This is a genomic window from Niallia yueguangensis, assembly GCF_052663115.1.
Window position 1 is genome coordinate 31,136 of sequence record NZ_JBQTCX010000020.1, and the last position, 19,554, is coordinate 50,689.

17 protein-coding genes are annotated in these 19,554 nt (G+C 35.7%); 11 read left to right on the forward strand and 6 right to left on the reverse strand.

Annotated features, from left to right (window positions below):
- Positions 1-1,189 precede the first annotated feature (1,189 nt).
- Entirely contained in the window at positions 1,190-1,744 is a 555-nt protein-coding gene (gene def, locus ACTYA4_RS16650) for a peptide deformylase (RefSeq protein WP_443482803.1), read from the reverse strand.
- 394 nt (positions 1,745-2,138) lie between these two features.
- Here def and ACTYA4_RS16655 point away from each other — a divergent pair, with 394 nt between their 5' ends.
- The 6 genes from ACTYA4_RS16655 to ACTYA4_RS16680 all read left to right on the forward strand — a co-directional run bounded on the left by ACTYA4_RS16655 (position 2,139) and on the right by ACTYA4_RS16680 (position 9,246).
- Positions 2,139-2,816, forward strand: a complete 678-nt coding sequence (locus ACTYA4_RS16655) for a YkyA family protein (protein ID WP_443482802.1) — start codon at positions 2,139-2,141, stop codon at positions 2,814-2,816.
- An 898-nt stretch (positions 2,817-3,714) separates the two neighbouring features.
- Positions 3,715-4,830 (forward strand): pyruvate dehydrogenase (acetyl-transferring) E1 component subunit alpha, encoded by a 1,116-nt coding sequence (pdhA, locus tag ACTYA4_RS16660; RefSeq protein ID WP_443482801.1) that lies wholly within the window; start codon positions 3,715-3,717, stop codon positions 4,828-4,830.
- Between the two features lie 3 nt (positions 4,831-4,833).
- On the forward strand, positions 4,834-5,811 hold the full coding sequence (locus ACTYA4_RS16665; protein WP_443482800.1) for an alpha-ketoacid dehydrogenase subunit beta: 978 nt from the start codon (positions 4,834-4,836) through the stop codon (positions 5,809-5,811).
- Between the two features lie 75 nt (positions 5,812-5,886).
- Positions 5,887-7,191: a dihydrolipoamide acetyltransferase family protein gene (locus ACTYA4_RS16670; RefSeq protein WP_443482799.1), complete on the forward strand. Its 1,305-nt coding sequence runs from the start codon at positions 5,887-5,889 to the stop codon at positions 7,189-7,191.
- 4 nt (positions 7,192-7,195) lie between these two features.
- A complete protein-coding gene (gene lpdA, locus ACTYA4_RS16675; RefSeq protein WP_443482798.1) occupies positions 7,196-8,605 on the forward strand; it encodes a dihydrolipoyl dehydrogenase in 1,410 nt (469 codons plus the stop codon).
- A gap of 395 nt (positions 8,606-9,000) precedes the next feature.
- The gene (locus tag ACTYA4_RS16680; protein WP_443482797.1) at positions 9,001-9,246 is read left to right on the forward strand and encodes a hypothetical protein; all 246 of its coding nucleotides are present in this window, start codon (positions 9,001-9,003) and stop codon (positions 9,244-9,246) included.
- A gap of 98 nt (positions 9,247-9,344) precedes the next feature.
- Here ACTYA4_RS16680 and ACTYA4_RS16685 read toward each other — a convergent pair whose 3' ends face one another.
- The gene (locus ACTYA4_RS16685; protein ID WP_443482796.1) at positions 9,345-10,814 is read right to left on the reverse strand and encodes an aminotransferase class I/II-fold pyridoxal phosphate-dependent enzyme; all 1,470 of its coding nucleotides are present in this window, start codon (positions 10,812-10,814) and stop codon (positions 9,345-9,347) included.
- A 318-nt stretch (positions 10,815-11,132) separates the two neighbouring features.
- On the opposite strand from ACTYA4_RS16685, the gene ACTYA4_RS16690 reads away from it, so the two are divergent.
- The gene (locus ACTYA4_RS16690) at positions 11,133-11,405 is read left to right on the forward strand and encodes a UPF0223 family protein (RefSeq protein ID WP_443482795.1); all 273 of its coding nucleotides are present in this window, start codon (positions 11,133-11,135) and stop codon (positions 11,403-11,405) included.
- A gap of 59 nt (positions 11,406-11,464) precedes the next feature.
- Here the strand turns inward: ACTYA4_RS16690 and ACTYA4_RS16695 are convergent, their stop codons facing one another.
- A complete protein-coding gene (locus ACTYA4_RS16695; protein WP_443482794.1) occupies positions 11,465-12,100 on the reverse strand; it encodes a YktB family protein in 636 nt (211 codons plus the stop codon).
- Between the two features lie 434 nt (positions 12,101-12,534).
- Between ACTYA4_RS16695 and ACTYA4_RS16700 the strand changes: the two genes are divergently transcribed.
- Positions 12,535-12,729, forward strand: a complete 195-nt coding sequence (locus tag ACTYA4_RS16700) for a YkzI domain-containing protein (RefSeq protein WP_443482793.1) — start codon at positions 12,535-12,537, stop codon at positions 12,727-12,729.
- Between the two features lie 291 nt (positions 12,730-13,020).
- Positions 13,021-13,821 carry an inositol monophosphatase family protein gene (locus ACTYA4_RS16705; protein WP_443482792.1) on the forward strand — a complete coding sequence of 267 codons (801 nt, stop codon included), beginning with the start codon at positions 13,021-13,023 and terminating at the stop codon, positions 13,819-13,821.
- A gap of 104 nt (positions 13,822-13,925) precedes the next feature.
- Here the strand turns inward: ACTYA4_RS16705 and ACTYA4_RS16710 are convergent, their stop codons facing one another.
- Positions 13,926-14,111, reverse strand: a complete 186-nt coding sequence (locus tag ACTYA4_RS16710; RefSeq protein ID WP_443482791.1) for a DUF5325 family protein — start codon at positions 14,109-14,111, stop codon at positions 13,926-13,928.
- A 294-nt stretch (positions 14,112-14,405) separates the two neighbouring features.
- Here ACTYA4_RS16710 and typA point away from each other — a divergent pair, with 294 nt between their 5' ends.
- Positions 14,406-16,238, forward strand: coding sequence for a translational GTPase TypA (gene typA / locus ACTYA4_RS16715; RefSeq protein ID WP_443482790.1), 1,833 nt, complete (start codon positions 14,406-14,408; stop codon positions 16,236-16,238).
- Positions 16,239-16,730: 492 nt separating this feature from the next.
- Here the strand turns inward: typA and ACTYA4_RS16720 are convergent, their stop codons facing one another.
- On the reverse strand, positions 16,731-16,931 hold the full coding sequence (locus tag ACTYA4_RS16720) for a YlaI family protein (protein ID WP_443482789.1): 201 nt from the start codon (positions 16,929-16,931) through the stop codon (positions 16,731-16,733).
- Between the two features lie 77 nt (positions 16,932-17,008).
- Positions 17,009-17,623: a YhcN/YlaJ family sporulation lipoprotein gene (locus ACTYA4_RS16725; RefSeq protein ID WP_443482788.1), complete on the reverse strand. Its 615-nt coding sequence runs from the start codon at positions 17,621-17,623 to the stop codon at positions 17,009-17,011.
- A 325-nt stretch (positions 17,624-17,948) separates the two neighbouring features.
- On the opposite strand from ACTYA4_RS16725, the gene ACTYA4_RS16730 reads away from it, so the two are divergent.
- Positions 17,949-19,277, forward strand: a complete 1,329-nt coding sequence (locus ACTYA4_RS16730; protein WP_443482787.1) for a PhoH family protein — start codon at positions 17,949-17,951, stop codon at positions 19,275-19,277.
- Positions 19,278-19,554 lie beyond the last annotated feature (277 nt).

Below are 19,554 nucleotides of genomic sequence, written 5' to 3' on the forward strand. Positions count from 1 at the left end.
AGAGATTGTCCGCAAATCAGCGTTATAAAAACATATCAATGCTGATAAGCATAAAAAGGACAAATTATTTGCTTTTATACTATATTATAATAAAGTTAGAAAGCACTTTCTTCGTTATGTAGAATATGTAAACGCCCGATTTTCTATTTTGACAATGTACTGTTATTCAAATGATAAGAATGTATATTACAATAGTAGATTGGGTGTAAAAGCAAAGGTAAAAGAGAGTTAATTTGGTTGAAAGCAATCGATTTTTTGAGAAAATAAAAGGTCTGACCCCCAGCCACAAAAATTAATAATAATAATGTTGGCACACACTATTATTATTATGGTGGCATGTGGGGCCTGACCTTAATAAAATCTTTCTGCAATGTTTAAGCAATTGTTTTTTTTCTTAATAAATCTTTCCACTGTTTTAAGAGCTTTTTTCTTAGCTTCTTCAACATAGTGGATCATCTCCTTACTTTTATTTTAAACCATTATTGTCCAATGTAAAGTGTTCTCACTTAAATAATCCATCATTTTGTCCAAAAATAGTTTATTCGCGTGGAGTTTTTTAAGTTTCGCTACCCTGAAAAGAAGTTCCGCAGCGTGAATACACTATGCTTTCCGCGGGCGAGCGCCGAGCCGCTTCGTCGCTACGCTCCTGCAGGGTCTCGTCTGTCTCGCTTTCCCGCAGGAGTCTTCGTGTATTCACGCTGCTCTGCGCTATAAATGTGGAGACTACTTCTTTCCATGTGCCATGGTGCGAATTTTATTAGCATGGGTGTTTACCCTGAAAATAAGCTTTGTTAAAAGGGGGGTTCCAAAGCTTATCGCTCGCTTTCCGAGGGGCGAGCGCCGAGCCTCCTCGTAACGACGCTCCTACGAGGTTTCACTTGTCTCGCTAATCCCACAGGAGTCTCGCAAATTTCCTTCCAAAATCAACAGTATCGTTTAACAGAGCCTTTAGTTTAAGTATCATATTCAATGATTGAATAATTTAATATTATTATATGAAGAAATAGAAAAAATTTTCATGGGAAAATTTAGAAGTTGGAGGGAGGGGCAGTTATTAGTAATGGATAAGCAGGCTTTATCCCACTTTGTAAGAAAATAGGAACCATACATGTAATATGTATGGTTCAAACTACTGTCTTAATCTTAATAAAAAAGCAGCATGCCTTCCTCTCCTGAAAAAAATTCCGTATTATCTTTCGATAGCTATGGCATCTTTAATAGGATTTAGCGGGAATTGTTTGTCGATATGATCATAAAACATTACACCATTTAGGTGGTCAATTTCATGTTGAAAAACGATAGCTGGCAGGCCTTTAAGTCTTATTTTGACTTCTTTGTTTTGAAGGTCTGTTCCTTTTAGTGCAATTCTTGCATAGCGGGGAACAAAACCTGGAATTGACTCATCAACAGATAAACAGCCTTCACCAGATGTTAAATATGATTTTTCCACAGAATGACTTATTATTTTTGGATTAAAAAGGCCGTAGCTATATTCTTTTCCTGTTTCATCTTTCACATGAACAGCAATCATTCGTTTGGATATATTTATTTGTGGAGCAGCAAGCCCTACTCCTCCTCTAAGCCCATATTTTTCTGCGGTTTCAGGGTTCTGACTATTAATAAGAAATTCCATCATGCTTTCAAGTGTTTTTTTATCTTCTTCACTTGCCGGAAGAGTTACCTCTTCTGCCACTTTCCGTAATGTCGGGTGTCCGTCACGAATAATATCCTTCATCGTCAACAAACTAATCACTTCCTTTACACATACATTGCAACTAGTATTAAATTAAGATAAAAATAAATGTTAAAATTTGAAAACTGTCTAGCGTGGACGTACAGAAGCAAGCCGCTACCGCTTTTCTTAAGTCTAACAGACAAATGCTGAAAAGTTAAACAGAAAAGTTTTTTCTGCAGGTGCTACAGCATTTATACAACAATTACTAGAATTAGTAATATAAATGAGGACGAGTTAATAAATTAGATTAAATAGCTTTACTAGTATTTAATAGAAGATTTGAGAGTATTTCAACAGGAAGGAAATGGCCTGTTTTCTACTGTGTTAAATATATCCATGAAAAAATAAGGATTTGTAAAAATTTTTTAGACTAGATATAGTGAGAGAGTGAGGAGGAAAAAGTTTGAAACAAAAAAAAGTTATACCAATTTCTATCATAGTAATCGTAACAATTTTTTTATCGGGCTGTTTTCATTTTCAACCCCCGAGTGAAAAAATGTATGAAAAGTTAGAAAAAGTTGTCACAGCAGAAAAACAATTTGAAGCGCAACAAGAGCCGTTAGTTACATTAGAGAAAAAAGAACAAGAAATATATACTCAAATCATTGCCCTTGATTTAGATAAAATGAATGAAATAAAAAAGCTTTCTGATCAAGCGCTAGCTTCGATAGCAAAAAGAAAAGAATACATGAATAAGGAAGAAGAAAGTATTAAAAAATCGAAGGAAACCTTTGAAACAGTCAAAACAGAAATAGAAGATTTAAAGGATAAAGAATTAAAGTCAAAAGCAAATGAATTGTATAAAAAAATGATGGACCGCTATGAAGTGCATGAAGAGCTTTATAAAAATTATTCCGAAGGCCTTAAAAATGATGAGCAATTATATAAGATGTTTAAAGAAAAAGATTTAAATATAGACGATTTAGAAGCACAAATTAAAAAAATAAATGGTGTATATGCAAAGGTTCTTCAAAATAATGAACAGTTTAATACGTTAACAAAGGAGTACAATGACATGAAAGTAGCGTTTTATCAACAAGCAGGAATTGAGATTAAGGTAGAGGAAAAAAATAAAAAATAAAGACTGTTTTCGTAAAGATTGTTGCTTTTAAACTCGCAGCCTGAATACACTCCGCTTTCCGTGGGCGAGCGTCGAGCCTCCTCGTCGCATACGCTCCTTTGGGGTCTCGTCTTTCTCGCATTCCCACAGGAGTCTACGTGTAGTCAGTCTGCTGAGTTCTTCTTCCTCCATTTTTTTTCGTAAAAAACAACAATCTTTGAGAAAACAGCCAAAATAAAAAATAATGAAATAAAAAGGTATTCGAAAATGCTGACATGTAAAACAGAAGTATGTGGAAGAAGGAAATCTTTCAATACTGTCTTGTAATTGTTGGTTTTACAGAATCCTTTTTTTTGCATTGATTCATTGGTTTGCAAGAAAAAAACGTCAGTAAAAAAGGGGGGAAAGATAAATGGATGGTTTTAGAGGGGGAATAAAATAATCACAAAATGGTTGGGAATTGCGTCAAAACAACATTCGACATGATTTGTAAAAACATACAAATAACTTTATTATTATAAAACAGTTATTAATAGTAACAAGTGAATGATACAGATGCATATAATTTAATAGTACAGATAGTAATTTTAGAAAAATAAAAAAAGAAATTTAACTAAAAAAACATAGCACTTAAAGATTGACGGATAATAATTATCTATATTAAACTTATATTTGTATTGAAAAGTTGTATTAATAATTAACATATGTTTATTGATACAGAATATACGGATATTGAATTATTTATAAGACGTTTTTTCTAGCAGATTTTGTGGAAAACTGTATAGGTATGGCTATCTATATTGATTTAAGTAGTAAAGGGAATGAAGAAAGCGTTCTCTATTACTTAGTTAGTATAACACAATGTTTTTTCGTTAGAGGGGTAATAAGTCTTTTAATAAGAAAGGAAAGGGTGGCTTAAATGGCTTCTAAAACACAGAAGGCACAATTAGATGTGAAAGCACAGCTTGAACAAGTGGAAAATCAATTCCAAACGCTTCAGATTTTAAATGAAGAGGGCGAAGTTGTAAATGAATCTGCAATGCCTGACTTAAGTGACGAGCAACTACAAGAGCTTATGACTCGCATGGTTTATACTCGTATTCTTGATCAACGTTCGATTTCTTTAAACAGACAAGGTCGCCTAGGTTTCTATGCACCAACAGCAGGTCAAGAAGCTTCACAATTAGCTTCACAATTCGCTTTAGAAAAAGAAGATTTTATTCTTCCAGGATATCGTGATGTTCCTCAGTTAATTTGGCACGGACTACCATTACATCAAGCATTTTTATTCTCTCGTGGTCATTTCTTAGGAAACAAAATGCCAGAAGGATTAAACGTAATTTCACCACAAATTATTATTGGTGCTCAAATTATTCAAGCAGCTGGTGTTGCATTAGGTATGAAAAAACGCGGCGCACAAGCAGTTGCAATTACTTACACAGGTGATGGCGGTGCTTCACAAGGTGATTTCTACGAAGGAATTAACTTTGCTGGCGCATTTAAAGCTCCTGCAATCTTTATCGTTCAAAACAACCGTTTTGCAATTTCTACACCTGTTGAAAAACAATCTGCTGCAAGAACAATTGCACAAAAAGCAGTTGCTGCAGGTATCCCAGGAATTCAAGTTGACGGAATGGATCCATTAGCAGTTTATGCTGCAACTCGTGAAGCACGTGAAAGAGCAGTAAACGGTGAAGGTCCTACATTAATTGAAACATTAACATACCGTTATGGTCCACACACAATGGCTGGTGATGATCCAACTCGCTACCGTACAGCAGATTTAGACAGCGAGTGGGAAAAGAAAGATCCATTAGTACGTTTCCGTAAATTCCTTGAGAACAAAGGTATTTGGAATGAAGAAAAAGAAAATGAAGTAATCGAACGTGCTAAAGAAGAAATTAAAGAAGCAATTAAACTTGCTGATGCAGCTCCAAAGCAAAAAGTAACAGATCTAATGGATATTATGTATGAAGAGCTACCAGCTAACTTAAAAGAACAATATGAAATTTATGCAGCAAAGGAGTCGAAGTAAGCCATGGCGCAAATGACTATGATTCAGGCAATCACTGATGCGTTACGCACAGAATTACGCAACGATCCGAATGTATTATTATTTGGAGAAGACGTTGGTGTTAACGGCGGTGTTTTCCGTGCTACAGAAGGTCTTCAAAAAGAATTCGGAGAAGACCGTGTATTTGATACTCCACTAGCTGAATCTGGAATTGGTGGTTTAGCTGTTGGTCTTGGTTTACAAGGCTTCCGTCCAGTACCTGAAATTCAATTCTTTGGATTCGTTTATGAAGTAATGGATAGTATTTCTGGTCAAATGGCACGTATGCGCTACCGTTCAGGCGGTCGTTATAATTCACCTGTTACAATTCGTTCACCATTTGGCGGTGGGGTTCATACTCCAGAACTTCATGCGGACAGCTTAGAAGGATTAATGGCACAACAACCAGGTTTAAAAGTGGTTATTCCATCAACTCCTTATGATGCAAAAGGTTTATTAATTTCAGCAATTCGTGATAATGACCCAGTTATCTTCTTAGAGCATATGAAATTATATCGTTCATTCCGTCAAGATGTACCGGAAGAAGAGTACACTATTCCATTAGGAAAAGCGGATGTAAAACGTGAAGGTAAAGACCTTTCTATTATTACTTATGGAGCAATGGTTCAAGAGTCCATTAAAGCTGCAGAAGAATTAGAAAAAGAAGGTTATTCTGTAGAAGTAGTTGATTTACGAACAGTTAGCCCACTTGATATTGATACAATTATTGCTTCTGTTGAAAAAACAGGAAGAGCAGTTGTTGTACAAGAAGCGCAAAAACAAGCTGGTATTGCAGCAAATGTTGTAGCTGAAATCAATGATCGTGCAATTCTTAGCTTAGAAGCACCAGTGCTTCGTGTTGCAGCACCTGATACAGTATTTGCATTCACTCAAGCGGAAACAGTATGGCTTCCAAACTTTAAAGATATTATTGAAACAGCTAAAAAAGTTTTAACTTTCTAGTATTAGCTCTTTCGTTTGGAATAACATAAATAATTCGATAACAAAATCGTAACAACTGTAGGAGGTTGAATTACATTGGCTTTTCAATTTAGATTGCCTGATATCGGTGAAGGAATTCATGAAGGCGAAATCGTAAAATGGTTTGTAAAACCTGGCGATAAAGTTCAAGAAGATGATGTGCTTTGTGAAGTACAAAATGACAAAGCAGTAGTAGAAATCCCATCTCCAGTTGAGGGTACTGTAGAAGAAGTATTAGTTGATGAAGGTACTGTTGCAGTAGTTGGAGATGTTCTAATTACATTTGATGCACCTGGTTATGAAAACCTTCAATTTAAAGGTGACCATGGTGACGGAGAAGAAGAGGCAAAAGCAGAAGCAGAAGCACCTGCTGAGGCTGCTCAAGAAGCTCCTGCTGCTGAAGCGGTTGAAGTGGATCCTAGCAGAAGAATTATTGCGATGCCATCTGTACGTAAATATGCTCGTGAAAAAGGTGTAGATATCCGTACGGTTTCAGGATCTGGCAAAAATGGAAGAATTACAAAAGAAGATATTGAAGCATTCTTAAACGGTGGTGCAAAAGTAGAAACAACAACTGAAGCAGCTTCAGTTGCAGCTGAAACTACAGAAGCTCCTGTTTCTGAAGCACCGGCAGCAACAGTATCTATTCCTGAAGGCGACTTCCCAGAAACACGTGAAAAAATGAGCGGAATCAGAAAAGCAATTGCAAAAGCAATGGTTAATTCTAAACATACTGCTCCACACGTAACATTAATGGATGAAGTAGAAGTATCTAAACTAGTTGCTCATCGTAAAAAGTTCAAAGATGTTGCTGCTGGCAAAGGTATTAAATTAACTTTCTTACCATATGTTGTTAAAGCATTAACAAGTGCATTAAAAGAATTCCCAGCACTAAACACATCTTTAGATGATGCTACTAGTGAAATCGTTCATAAGCATTACTACAATATTGGAATTGCTGCAGACACAGAAAAAGGTCTATTAGTTCCAGTTGTAAAAAATGCTGATCGTAAAGGAATCTTTAATATTTCAAATGAAATTAACGAACTTGCTGGAAAAGCAAGAGAAGGCAAATTAGCTCCAAATGAAATGAAAGGTGCTTCTTGCACAATTTCAAACATTGGATCTGCTGGTGGACAATGGTTTACTCCTGTAATTAACCATCCTGAAGTTGCTATTTTAGGAATTGGCCGCATTGCTGAAAAAGCAATCGTTAAAGATGGAGAAATTGTTGCTGCTCCTGTATTAGCACTTTCTTTAAGCTTTGACCACAGAATGATTGACGGAGCGACAGCTCAAAATGCTATGAATCATATTAAACGTTTATTAAACGATCCAGAACTATTGTTAATGGAGGCGTAAGAACATGGTAGTTGGAGATTTTCCTATTGAAACAGATACTATAGTCGTTGGTGCAGGTCCTGGTGGATATGTTGCTGCAATTCGTGCTGCACAATTAGGGCAAAAAGTAACAATCGTAGAAAAAAATGTACTAGGCGGAGTTTGCTTAAATGTAGGATGTATTCCTTCTAAAGCGTTAATTGCTGCTGGACATCGTTATGAAACAGCTAAACATTCTGATGATATCGGAATTACAGCTGAAAATGTAAAAGTTGACTTTTCAAAAGTTCAAGCGTGGAAAGCTAGTGTTGTTAAAAAGCTTACTGGCGGTGTAGAAGGACTTTTAAAAGGGAATAAAGTAGACATCGTTAAAGGGGAAGCATATTTTGTTGATGCTAACACTTTAAAAGTAATGGATGAAAAATCATCCCAAACATACACATTCAAAAATGCTATTATTGCAACTGGATCTACTCCAATTGAAATTCCTGCATTTAAATATTCTAAACGAGTTCTTGATTCTACTGGAGCACTTGCATTGCAAGAAATTCCAGAAAAAATCGTTGTTATCGGCGGAGGTTATGTAGGTACTGAGCTAGGTGGTGCTTACGCTAATTTCGGAACTCAAGTTACTATTTTAGAAGGTGCTGACGAAATCCTAGGCGGATTCGAAAAACAAATGTCTTCATTAGTTACACGTAACTTAAAGAAAAAAGGTGCTGAAATTATTACGAAAGCAATGGCTAAAGGTGTCGAAGAATCTGATACTGGCGTTGTTGTAACATATGAAGCTAAAGGAAAAGAAGAAAAAATTGAAGCTGATTATGTATTTGTAATGGTTGGAAGAAAACCAAACACAGACGAATTAGGTCTTGAACAAGTAGGCATTGAGTTAGCTGAACGTGGATTAATTAAAACAGATAAACAATGCAGAACATCTGTAAGCAATATTTTTGCAATTGGTGACGTAATTGAAGGTCCACCACTTGCACATAAAGCTTCTTATGAAGGCAAAATTGCTGCTGAAGCAATTGCTGGACATCCTGCTGAAATTGATTATCTTGGAATTCCTGCTGTTGTATTCTCTGAGCCGGAATTAGCTACAGTTGGCCATACAGAAAAATCAGCAAAAGATGCTGGAATTGAAATCACTGCTTCTAAATTCCCATTTGCTGCGAACGGCCGTGCACTTGCTCTAAACCAAGCAGAAGGCTTTATGAAGCTTATCACTCGTAAAGAAGATGGCTTAGTAATTGGAGCTCAAATTGCTGGAACAAGCGCATCTGATATGATTGCAGAACTTGGCTTAGCAATTGAAGCTGGAATGACTGCTGAAGATTTAGCAATGACTATCCATGCTCATCCAACACTTGGAGAGATTACAATGGAAGCTGCTGAAGTTGCTATTGGAAGCCCAATCCATATTATTAAGTAATAATTGTTATACAAAAAACCCACTTTTAAAGTGGGTTTTTTTCCGTTCTTGAGGAAACAATCATGAGTTTCTTTTAATATAAAATATATTAAAAGGGTGTTTATCATATACTATTAATATATCCAAATACGATAAAAAATAAAGGCTGTTTTCGTATAGATTGTTGCTTTTAAACACGCAGACTGAATACACTTCGCTTTCCGTAGGCGAGCGTCGAGCCTCCTCGTCGCATACGCTCCTGTGGGGTCTCGTCTTTCTCGCATTCCCACAGGAGTCTACGTGTATTCAGTCTGCTGAGTACTTCTTCTCCCATTTTTTACGTGAAAAACAACAAACTTTGAGAAAACAGCCAAAATAAATTATATTGGAGCTAGATATAAGGCGGTGAAATTCGTTTGAAGGTTTATACAGCAATTCTTATACAATTGATATTATGGAGTGGATATTCGATCATAGAGTGGTTGTCTAAACATGATTTATTTATTTATAAAATCTTCATGTTTGGCGTTTTTTTATATTTAGCGATAACGATTGGAAATTATATTATTAAATCGCCAAGGAAAACGATGCTTGCTACCTTTATTAGCCTTGCTATCTATGGTTCTTTTCAAATGATTATGACGATAGTTGTCATCACGTAACTATGCACGGAAGAAGTATCGCAAAAAAACAATATGATGAAAGGAAGGCTGTGCTTCTAGTAAAAACACAGCCCCATTTATATTTATGCACAAAGAAGCTACCTAATCGCCCGATGTTCTTTAATGACACGAAGTTTTTTGAAATCATAGTCTTCTGGACCTTGTACAGGCAGACCAGCTTCCATATTTCTTTTAATATATTGTAAGTTATCTTCTGTTATGATTTCGCCAGGGATAAAAATAGGTATGCCTGGTGGATATACCATAATAAATTCAGCAATTACTCTTCCAACAGAATCATCAAAATCAACCAATTCTGTTTCTGAATAAAACGCATCTCTTGGTGTTAGAGCTAATACAGGAATATTTGGCAGCATTACTTTTGCTTCTACTTTACCAGCTCGAGTGTAATATACTTCTGAAAGCTCTTTTAACGCACCTATTAATATAGCTGCTTCTTTTTCTGTATCACCTGGTGTAATGATACAAAGCACATTGTATAAGTCTGACATTTCCACTTCGATTTGATGGTGTTTCCGCAGCCATTCTTCAGCTTCATGACCTGTTATTCCTAAATCTTTTACAGAAATGATCAATTTTGTTGGGTCAAAATCAAAGGCAATATGTGCTTCTACTATTTCTGCTCCTACACAATATAAATGTTCGATATCATTAATTTGTTGACGAATACTTTGAGCCAGAGCAATCGTTTTATCGAGCAATTGTTTTCCTTCCGTTGCTAAACGTTTTCTTGCCACATCTAATGATGCAAGCAATAAATACGAAGTACTTGTCGTTGTCAACATGCTTAAAACGGTTTGTACTCTTTTATAATTGACCCGTTTGCCTCTAACATTAAGGATAGAACTTTGTGTCATCGAGCCGCCAAGTTTATGAACGCTTGTGGCAGCTATATCTGCACCAGCTTGCATTGCAGATAAAGGCAATTCATCATGAAAATGGATATGAACTCCGTGCGCCTCGTCAACGAGTACTGGAATATCATAAGAATGTGCCAGGTCGACAATCTTTTTTAAGTCTGCAGATATGCCGAAATAAGTAGGATTTATCACTAATAATCCCTTTGCATCAGGATGAAGCTCTAAAGCATGCTGAACAGACTCAATCGTAATTCCGTGAGAAATACCAAGATCTTTATCAATTTCAGGATGTATAAAAACAGGGATAGCCCCTGCAAAAATAATGGCGGACATTATGGATTTATGCACATTTCGTGGGACTATAATTTTGTCTCCAGGACCACAAACACTCATAATCATTGTCATAATGGCACCACTTGTACCTTGCACAGAAAAAAAAGTGTGATCTGCACCAAATGCTTCTGCAGCAAGCATTTGTGCTTGTTTAATCATTCCTTTTGGCTGATGAAGGTCATCAAGTGGCCCGATGTTAATCAAATCGATTGAAAGGGCGTTTTCCCCAATAAAATTTCGAAATTCCGGATCCATTCCATTTCCTTTTTTATGACCAGGAATATGAAATTGAACAGGATTTTTTTTTGTATGCTCCAATAAACCGTGATATAACGGTGTTTCGTGTTGTGACAATTATTTCCACACCTCTTTATTATAAGTTTAGTTATTGTTGAAATTTGTTTTTTTATTAACCGATTTAACAAAATAAATCCAATAAAACAAATGAATTATAGCACTTTTTAAATTCTTTGCATACAATTAGTTTTCACTATCTATAAAAGATTTATTTTATCCCTCTTTTTCACCTGAAAATATATCATTTTTATGGTCGGGGATTTAGTTTTTTACAATAAATACATAAGAAAAACATCAAGTTTTACAATAAGTGACTCATCCTCTACAATAGAAGGCATTAGGTACATATAATTATATGAAGAAAAGGGTGTTAAAATGGAATATCAATATCCGATAGAGATAGATTGGACAACAGAGGAAATTGTAACGGTTATTAAGTTTTTTGAATGTATTGAACAAGCGTATGAAAAAGGAATCAACAGAGAGGTCCTAATGAATCACTATCGTCTTTTTAAAGTAATTGTTCCTAGTAAATCACAAGAGAAAAAAATCTGCGATGAATTTGAGGAAAGCAGTGGTTATTCTTCTTATCGAACGATAAAAAAAGCAAAAGATACAGAAGAAGCTGTTTTAATCAAAATGGCTTAGTTTAAGGAAGTACATAGTAAAATAGCTTAAGTTTAGAAAAAAGAAGCGCTGCTGCCTTGTTAAGGCTGTAACGCTTCTTTATTTAAGGATAATTTATACAAAGGCAGCAGTGTATCAAATGTTTCTTCTACAAGCTCTATAAACGCCTTGCTGTTCGTTAAAATAGCATCATTAGCATCAAGATGCCTTCCTACTAAAAATTCCGCTTTTTTTACATCACGAAAGCGTTCCAGTGATTTATGTAAATCAAGGTCTGCAATGGAAGCGGCATCTTTTTTCATATGGTCGAGTGAAATGACATAATTATTTGGAATGGCAGTTTTAATTGTTTGTATATTTTCTAAAAACGTTTCAGCAATTTCTTTTTTAGTTGGCAATTCGTAAATATAAGCCAGCCAGATAAACACATGGTCATCAAATAATCCTATTTGAAAGTGTGGATGCTGTTTGTAGCCACGTTTATTTGCAGCAAGTGCAAGCCATGTATCTTTAGGCGGATTAACTGTTCGTCTTGCATGTTTTGCTATATGTAAAAACATTTCGTTTCCTAATTTGGTGGAAAGGTCATCTGCTAATACTTGGCCGATTGCACGGAATTTTGGTTGAATCCGCTCTTGAATAGCTTGCATTCTTTCATCGAGTCCTTCTATTTTAAACGTATCAAAATCTTTTGCATTAAATCCTTCAAATTGCATAGTAGAAACTCCTTTATTAAGTTTTAGACAATGGCTGTTTTCTCAAAGTTTGTTGTTTTTTACATAAAATATTTGAAAAAGTGTTTCTTAGCAGCCTGCATACACGTAGACTCCTGTGGGAATGCGAGAAAGGCGAGACCCCGCAGGAGCGTATGCGACGAGGAGGCTCGACGCTCGCTAAACGGACGAAGTATATGCAGGCTGCGAGTTTAAAAGTAACAATCTATACGAAAACAGCCTAGACAATAAACCGTATGCTTTTTTTACTCACTGTCCAATATTTTAGCATAATTAGATGGTTAATTAAAGAAAAGCGGATTATTAAACAACCTCTATTAGGTGATAACACATATTTGTTGCAAGGAAAGTGATTTCAACATATGATATAAGAAAAAATATACAATTTTAAGTCGATGGAAGGGGTGTACTGTCAAGTGAAACAATTAATGAATTTAGCAAAGACGAAAGATATGGAAAGAGAAAAAAGAGCTGTTCTTCGATTAGAAATGGATTATGAGTTGGCTACTTTATTTGATGCTATGAACGAGAAGAATGAAATGCAAAAAAAAGAAAGTAAGCAAAAGCTTGAAAGAATTAGACAGGAACTTCTGAGACTTAAAGCTTTATAATGTGATTAGCGTTTGATAATCATAAATGTGACCGGGGATATTCTCCGAAAGCATTTATGATTTTTACTATTTATAGTGTGTGTTCAAAAAGGTAACAAATTAGAAGCAAGCCAACGAAGAGATTCGCCGCTTATCATTTGGTGCCTTTTTGAACATCCTCTTATAGAAAGAATAATTTTAGTAAGTAATTACTTGATGCATTAGAATCATTGCAGTAAGCTAAAATAAAAGAGAGTGTCAAAAAAGCGAATCGTCTTACATATAAGTTCGTGTTCAAAAAGGATGGGAAATATGACAAATTGGCGTGAAGTAGATACATTTGCAAAAACATGGATAAAAGAAGCTGGAGAAAGAATTAAAGATTCCTTTTCAAAACAACTAATTATTGAAACAAAATCGAATAAAAATGATTTAGTTACAGAAATTGATAAAGCAACAGAAGATTTTCTAATAAAAAAAATTAATCAAACATATCCAGACCATCGCATATTAGGAGAAGAAGGATTAGCAGAAAAGGTAGAAGAGTTAAATGGAGTTGTGTGGATTGTTGATCCGATTGACGGCACGATGAACTTTGTACATATGCAGCGTGATTTTGCTATATCCATCGGCATATATGAAGATGGTGTAGGAAAAATTGGTTTAATTTATGATGTGGTGGCAGATGAGCTTTATCATGTTTTTAAAGGAAATGGAGTTTATATGGATGATATTCCATTAGCACCATTAGAAGAAACGACGGTTGAAAAAGGAATTATAGGGTTGAATTCGACTTGGGTAATGGAAAATAAACGGATTGACCCGTCGATTTTGGCTCCATTAGCTAAAGATGCGAGAGGGACAAGATCATTTGGTTCTGCTTGTTTAGAATTAGCTTATGTCGCATCAGGAAGAATGGATGCTTATATGACGTTAAGACTATCCCCATGGGATTATGCAGCCGGAAAAATTATGATAGAAGAACTTGGTGGAATGGTCACTTCTTTAAGAAATGAAGAGTTGGATATGCTTTCGCAAAATTCTTTTTTTGCAAGCAAACCAGGATTGCATCAAGAAATATTAGAGAAATATTTAAAAAATGGAAAGTGGTAAAAAATATTTTCTTACAGCAATAGTGAATGGGGATGTAAATTATATCCTTACACTATTGCTTTTTTATAAGATACTAGAAGCGATTCAATAAGGTTATCAAGATTTTACACTATCTCTTTTTTTCGCAATTTTTTTTTCTTCCTTAAAGCCAAAAAAATAATCATGGTAAATAATAGAAAACAAATAAGTGCTCCTTTTGTGCTTCGTTCTACTAGAAATATTCCGCTGCAAATAAAGGCAGCTATTGAAAATATCTTATAAAAATAAAATGGCCCATGTTCTTTTTCCATAAATACCGTCCTTTAGCAGTTTTAGAGGTTGAGCAAGGCGCTTGACATTAACCTAACTTCATATATATATTCTGACACTATTAAAAAGTCCTGTGGATCACATTCGGACAATCCTGATCCAACCTTCTCGTAAAAAAATTAGTGAATGTTGGTAAAAATAACGTTTCCAATATATCTTTTTTTATTTTACAATAAAAACCCTTTAGGTTTCTACAATAATATATGGTATAATGACTCAGTTATGAGGTATAAAATAAACAAAATAGATAGACCATTTAGGTAGGAGTGAAATTCTTGAAAATTAGAGAAGATATTCGTAATATTGCTATTATTGCCCACGTAGACCATGGGAAAACAACGTTAGTAGATCAGCTGTTAAAACAGTCTGGAACTTTCCGTACAAATGAGCATGTGGAAGAGCGTGCAATGGATTCCAATGATTTAGAAAGAGAACGCGGTATTACAATTTTAGCAAAAAATACAGCGATTCAATATAAAGATACACGCATTAACATTTTGGATACACCAGGACACGCTGATTTCGGCGGAGAAGTAGAACGTATTATGAAAATGGTTGATGGAGTATTACTTGTAGTTGATGCATATGAAGGCTGTATGCCACAAACGCGTTTTGTGCTGAAAAAGGCATTAGAGCAAAAATTAACGCCGATTGTGGTTGTAAATAAAATTGACCGTGATTTTGCTCGTCCTGCAGAAGTAGTGGATGAAGTAATTGATTTATTTATTGAATTAGATGCAACGGAAGAACAATTAGAGTTCCCTGTTATTTATGCATCTGCTATCAATGGTACTGCAAGTGTAAATCCAGATAAACAAGATGAGAACATGCAATCATTATACGATGCAGTTGTAGAGCATATTCCATCACCAGTTGATAACCGTGAGGAGCCTCTGCAATTCCAAGTAGCACTTCTTGACTACAATGATTATGTAGGAAGAATTGGAGTTGGCCGCGTATTCCGTGGAACGATGAAGGTAGGCCAACAAGTTGCATTGATGAAACTGGACGGATCAGTAAAACAATTCCGTGTAACAAAAATCTTTGGTTTCTTTGGATTAAAAAGACAAGAAATTGAAGAAGCATACGCAGGTGATTTAATCGCAGTATCTGGAATGGAAGATATCAACGTAGGGGAAACGGTTTGTCCATTTGATCACCAAGACGCACTTCCGGTACTACGAATTGATGAGCCAACATTACAAATGACATTCTTAGTAAACAACAGTCCTTTTGCTGGAAAAGAAGGCAAATATTTAACATCTAGAAAAATCGAAGAAAGATTACGTGCACAATTAGAGACAGATGTAAGCTTACGTGTTGAAAATACAGATTCACCTGATGCTTGGACAGTATCTGGACGTGGAGAATTACACTTATCTATCTTAATTGAAAATATGCGTCGTGAAGGATATGAGCTTCAAGTTTCTAAACCGGAAGTTATCGTAAGAACAATTGATGGTGTTCGTTGTGAGCCGATTGAACGCGTACAAATTGACGTGCCAGAAGAGCATACTGGTTCTGTTATGGAGTCAATTGGTGCTCGTAAAGGGGAAATGTTGGATATGATCAATAATGGAAATGGTCAAGTACGTTTAATCTTTAATGTACCTGCTCGTGGACTTATTGGTTATACTACTGAGTTTTTAACATTAACTCGCGGATATGGTATCATCAACCATACATTTGACAGCTATCAGCCAATGGCTTCAGGTCAAGTAGGTGGAAGACGCCAAGGTGTTCTTGTAAGTATGGAAACAGGCAAAGCATCTACTTATGGTATTATGCAAGTTGAAGACCGTGGAATCATCTTTGTAGAATCAGGAACGGAAATATATGAAGGAATGATCGTTGGGGAGCACACTCGTGAAAATGACATTACAGTTAATATCACAAAAGTAAAACAAGCTACCAATATTCGTTCAGCGAACAAAGATCAAACAGCAACAATGAAAAAGCCTAAAATTATGACTTTAGAAGAATCATTAGAATACTTAAACGAAGATGAGTATTGCGAAGTAACACCAGAATCAATTCGTTTACGTAAAAAAATTCTAAATAAATCAGAACGTGAACGTGTAACGAAAAAGAAAAAATTAGCAGAATAATTAATTGAAGAAAAAAAGCTAAGCTTGATATGAGAGCTTAGCTTTTTTGATTTAGCTTCAGAGCTGTTCAAGGCGCTTCCGCTTTCTTTGATCCAGCTCCGACGTACAGGAAGTACAAGTGCCGGCGTTGCCACAGGACGTGGCGTATTTAGCCGGCCAGCGCCTAGCTCTTATGAAAAATAACCTCATACCTCTAAAAGTAAGGCTGTTTAGCTGTTTTCTTATTGATTGTTGCTTTTAAATTCGCAGACTGAATACACTTCGCTTTCCGTGGGCGAGCGTCGAGCCTCCTCGTCGCATACGCTCCTGTGGGGTCTCGTCTTTCTCGCATTCCCACAGGAGTCTACGTGTATTCAGTCTGCTGAGTACTACTTCTCCAAGTTTTCATGTGGAAAACAACAAGCTTTGAGAAAACAGCCAAAAGTAAAACACTTTTTGAGTCATGAGAACATTTTTCTTCAGAGCTGTTCAAGGCGCTTCCGCTTTTCGTGTTTACCATTCTTCTTCTGTTATTTTACTTCGGTATAGTACAAAATTTCCTGACTCTACTCGTTTTTGTGTATTTTCGGTGATTCTAGTGTCGCATTTTTTACACATATACGTATGAATTGGTCGGTTCCGCAGGCGTTTTGCTTGAAATGAGTTTTCATCTATGTCTTCAATTGCATCGCATATTACGCATTTTACTTTCAAATTGTGCACCTCTAATCATCAATATATCAAATTCGATTATAGGGCTATTATAATACAATCTTTTGTAGAAAACGAGTTTAATCCCGTAGGTGCTGATTGGATTGTTCGTTCTGATCCCTTTTTATATCTTTTTCTTCTTTGTTATTTAACTTCTCATCTGGATCTTTTATATTCGTTTTAGGATTTGGGTTAATCATATCAGAAGGGACCTCAGGCATTAATCTTCCTGTCATATCAGCGAGCTCATTAAAAATCCCTTGAACAGGTTCCCCATTTCTAATATCTTCTGACATTTCTTTCAATCTTGCTGTTACATCAGGATCTGCTATAATCATCGCATAAGCACCATACGGATCGTTTTTTAAACTTTCAGCGACAGAATATTTAATAGAACCGACTTCAGAGCGATCAACATTGGACTTAATATCAATCCCAACAATTGCGTATTTACCAAGTACTACAGCTGAGGCATCATTTACACCAGGAATACTCGTTGAAAGAGTGACAAGTCGTTTTGCAATGTCCTGCCCGGTTTTTCGGTCCACCTCCTCTATATTAGAATTTTTAACATTCATTAAAGACTGTTCTGATTGATTAGATTGAGACTCCTTATGATTCTTATGATCATTTCCATTATTGGCACATCCAACAAGAAGCAACATAAACATCATAATTAAGACAGCTTTTTTCATATGGATACCTCCAAAGAAGATTTCTTTTCTCGTTTTTTTTAAAGATAAGAAAGCATAAGTTTTCTGAAGTCTGACGGGTGTCTAGCTCCAGCACCTAGCCCTTGTGAAAAATAACCCTTTGCCTCTAAAAGTAAAAAGCACTTTTCAGTCAAATGAACATTTTTCTTCAGGGCTGAGCAAGGCGCTTCCGCTTTTCTTACTTTCCTCTGTTTATTGTGTAAAATATCTTCTATCTTTATGCGGTAAAACATATATTTAACCAAGGCTTTTTTCCGTTAAGCGGATAGTGCAAGCAATATACGACGTTGAAGCAGGAGGCATTGGTTTGAGTAAAATATACGTTTTAGATACAAACGTCTTGTTACAAGATCCTTATTCCATTTTTTCTTTTGAAGACAATGATGTAGTGATTCCGGCAGTTGTTTTAGAAGAAGTCGACAGTAAAAAACGTTATATGGATGAAATAGGAAGGAACGCAAGACAAATATCCAGATTAATTGATAAACTAAGAGAAGCAGGAAATTTACATGAAAAAATACCGCTTGAAAATGGTGGGACTCTGCGAATTGAATTAAATCATCGCTCCTTTCACCAACTCCAAGAAATATTTGTGGAAAAAACAAATGATAATCGTATATTGGCAGTAGCGAAGAATTTATCGATAGAAGAACAAAAAAAAGAAAATGGACGAACTGTCGTATTAGTGAGCAAAGATACGTTAGTCCGAGTGAAAGCAAATGCAATTGGATTGCTATCAGAAGATTTTTTAAGCGACAGAGTCGTCGAAAATGAACATTTGTATTCCGGTTTTACAGATGTTCAAGTAACGTTAGAACTATTAAATAAATTTTACGAAAAAGGAAAACTAGCTGTTTCTGAAATTGGCTATGGGACCTTTTTTCCAAATCAATTTTTAATCCTAAAAGATGTATTAGGTTCGTCTTCTTCTGCGTTAGCAATGGTGGATGCTTCAAGAAAGTATGTGAAAAAGCTTGTTTTTGACCATGAACATATATGGGGAATTAGACCTCGGAATGTACAACAAACAATGGCGATAGAATTACTTTTGAAAAAAGATTTGCCTTTAGTTACGTTAATTGGAAAAGCAGGCACAGGAAAAACATTATTAGCATTAGCATCTGGATTAATGCAAACAGAAGATTTTGGAGATTACAAAAAACTATTAGTTGCAAGACCGATTGTACCAATGGGGAAGGATTTAGGATTTCTTCCGGGGGAAAAGGAAGAGAAGTTAAGACCGTGGATGCAGCCGATATTTGATAATCTTGAATATTTGTTTAATACAAAAAAACCTGGTGAATTAGAAGCAATTCTTGCGGGGATGGGATCGATTGAGGTAGAAGCTTTAACATATATTCGAGGCAGAAGCATTCCCGATCAATTTATTATTATAGATGAAGCGCAAAATTTAACAAAGCATGAAGTGAAAACCATTTTAACAAGGGTAGGAGAAGGGAGCAAAATTGTGCTCATGGGTGATCCTGAACAAATTGATCATCCTTACCTCGATGCATTTAATAATGGTTTATCTTATGTAGTAGAACGTTTTAAAGACCAGCAAATTGCTGGGCATGTAAAGCTTGTAAAAGGGGAACGATCCGGCCTGGCGCAGCTGGCAGCAGATCTTCTTTAAAAAACTCACATGAGACTCGTTCCTTGTCTCCAACATCTAACAAGGAAAAGGCAGATTCTAACCTAATAAAGGCGATGTGATTCATCCATTATAAGGATAAAAAACAAAATATGGAGTACTATCATTCGTATTGTTCCATTAAAATTGGCGTAGCTCTGGCCCCAATGTCATCAACTTAAGATTTTATAAAATGTAAACTATGGAATATCATGGATTTAGATACCCTTTATGTAAAAGAAATACCTAATTTGTTTGGAGAGGCGTCCGCTCGACTCCT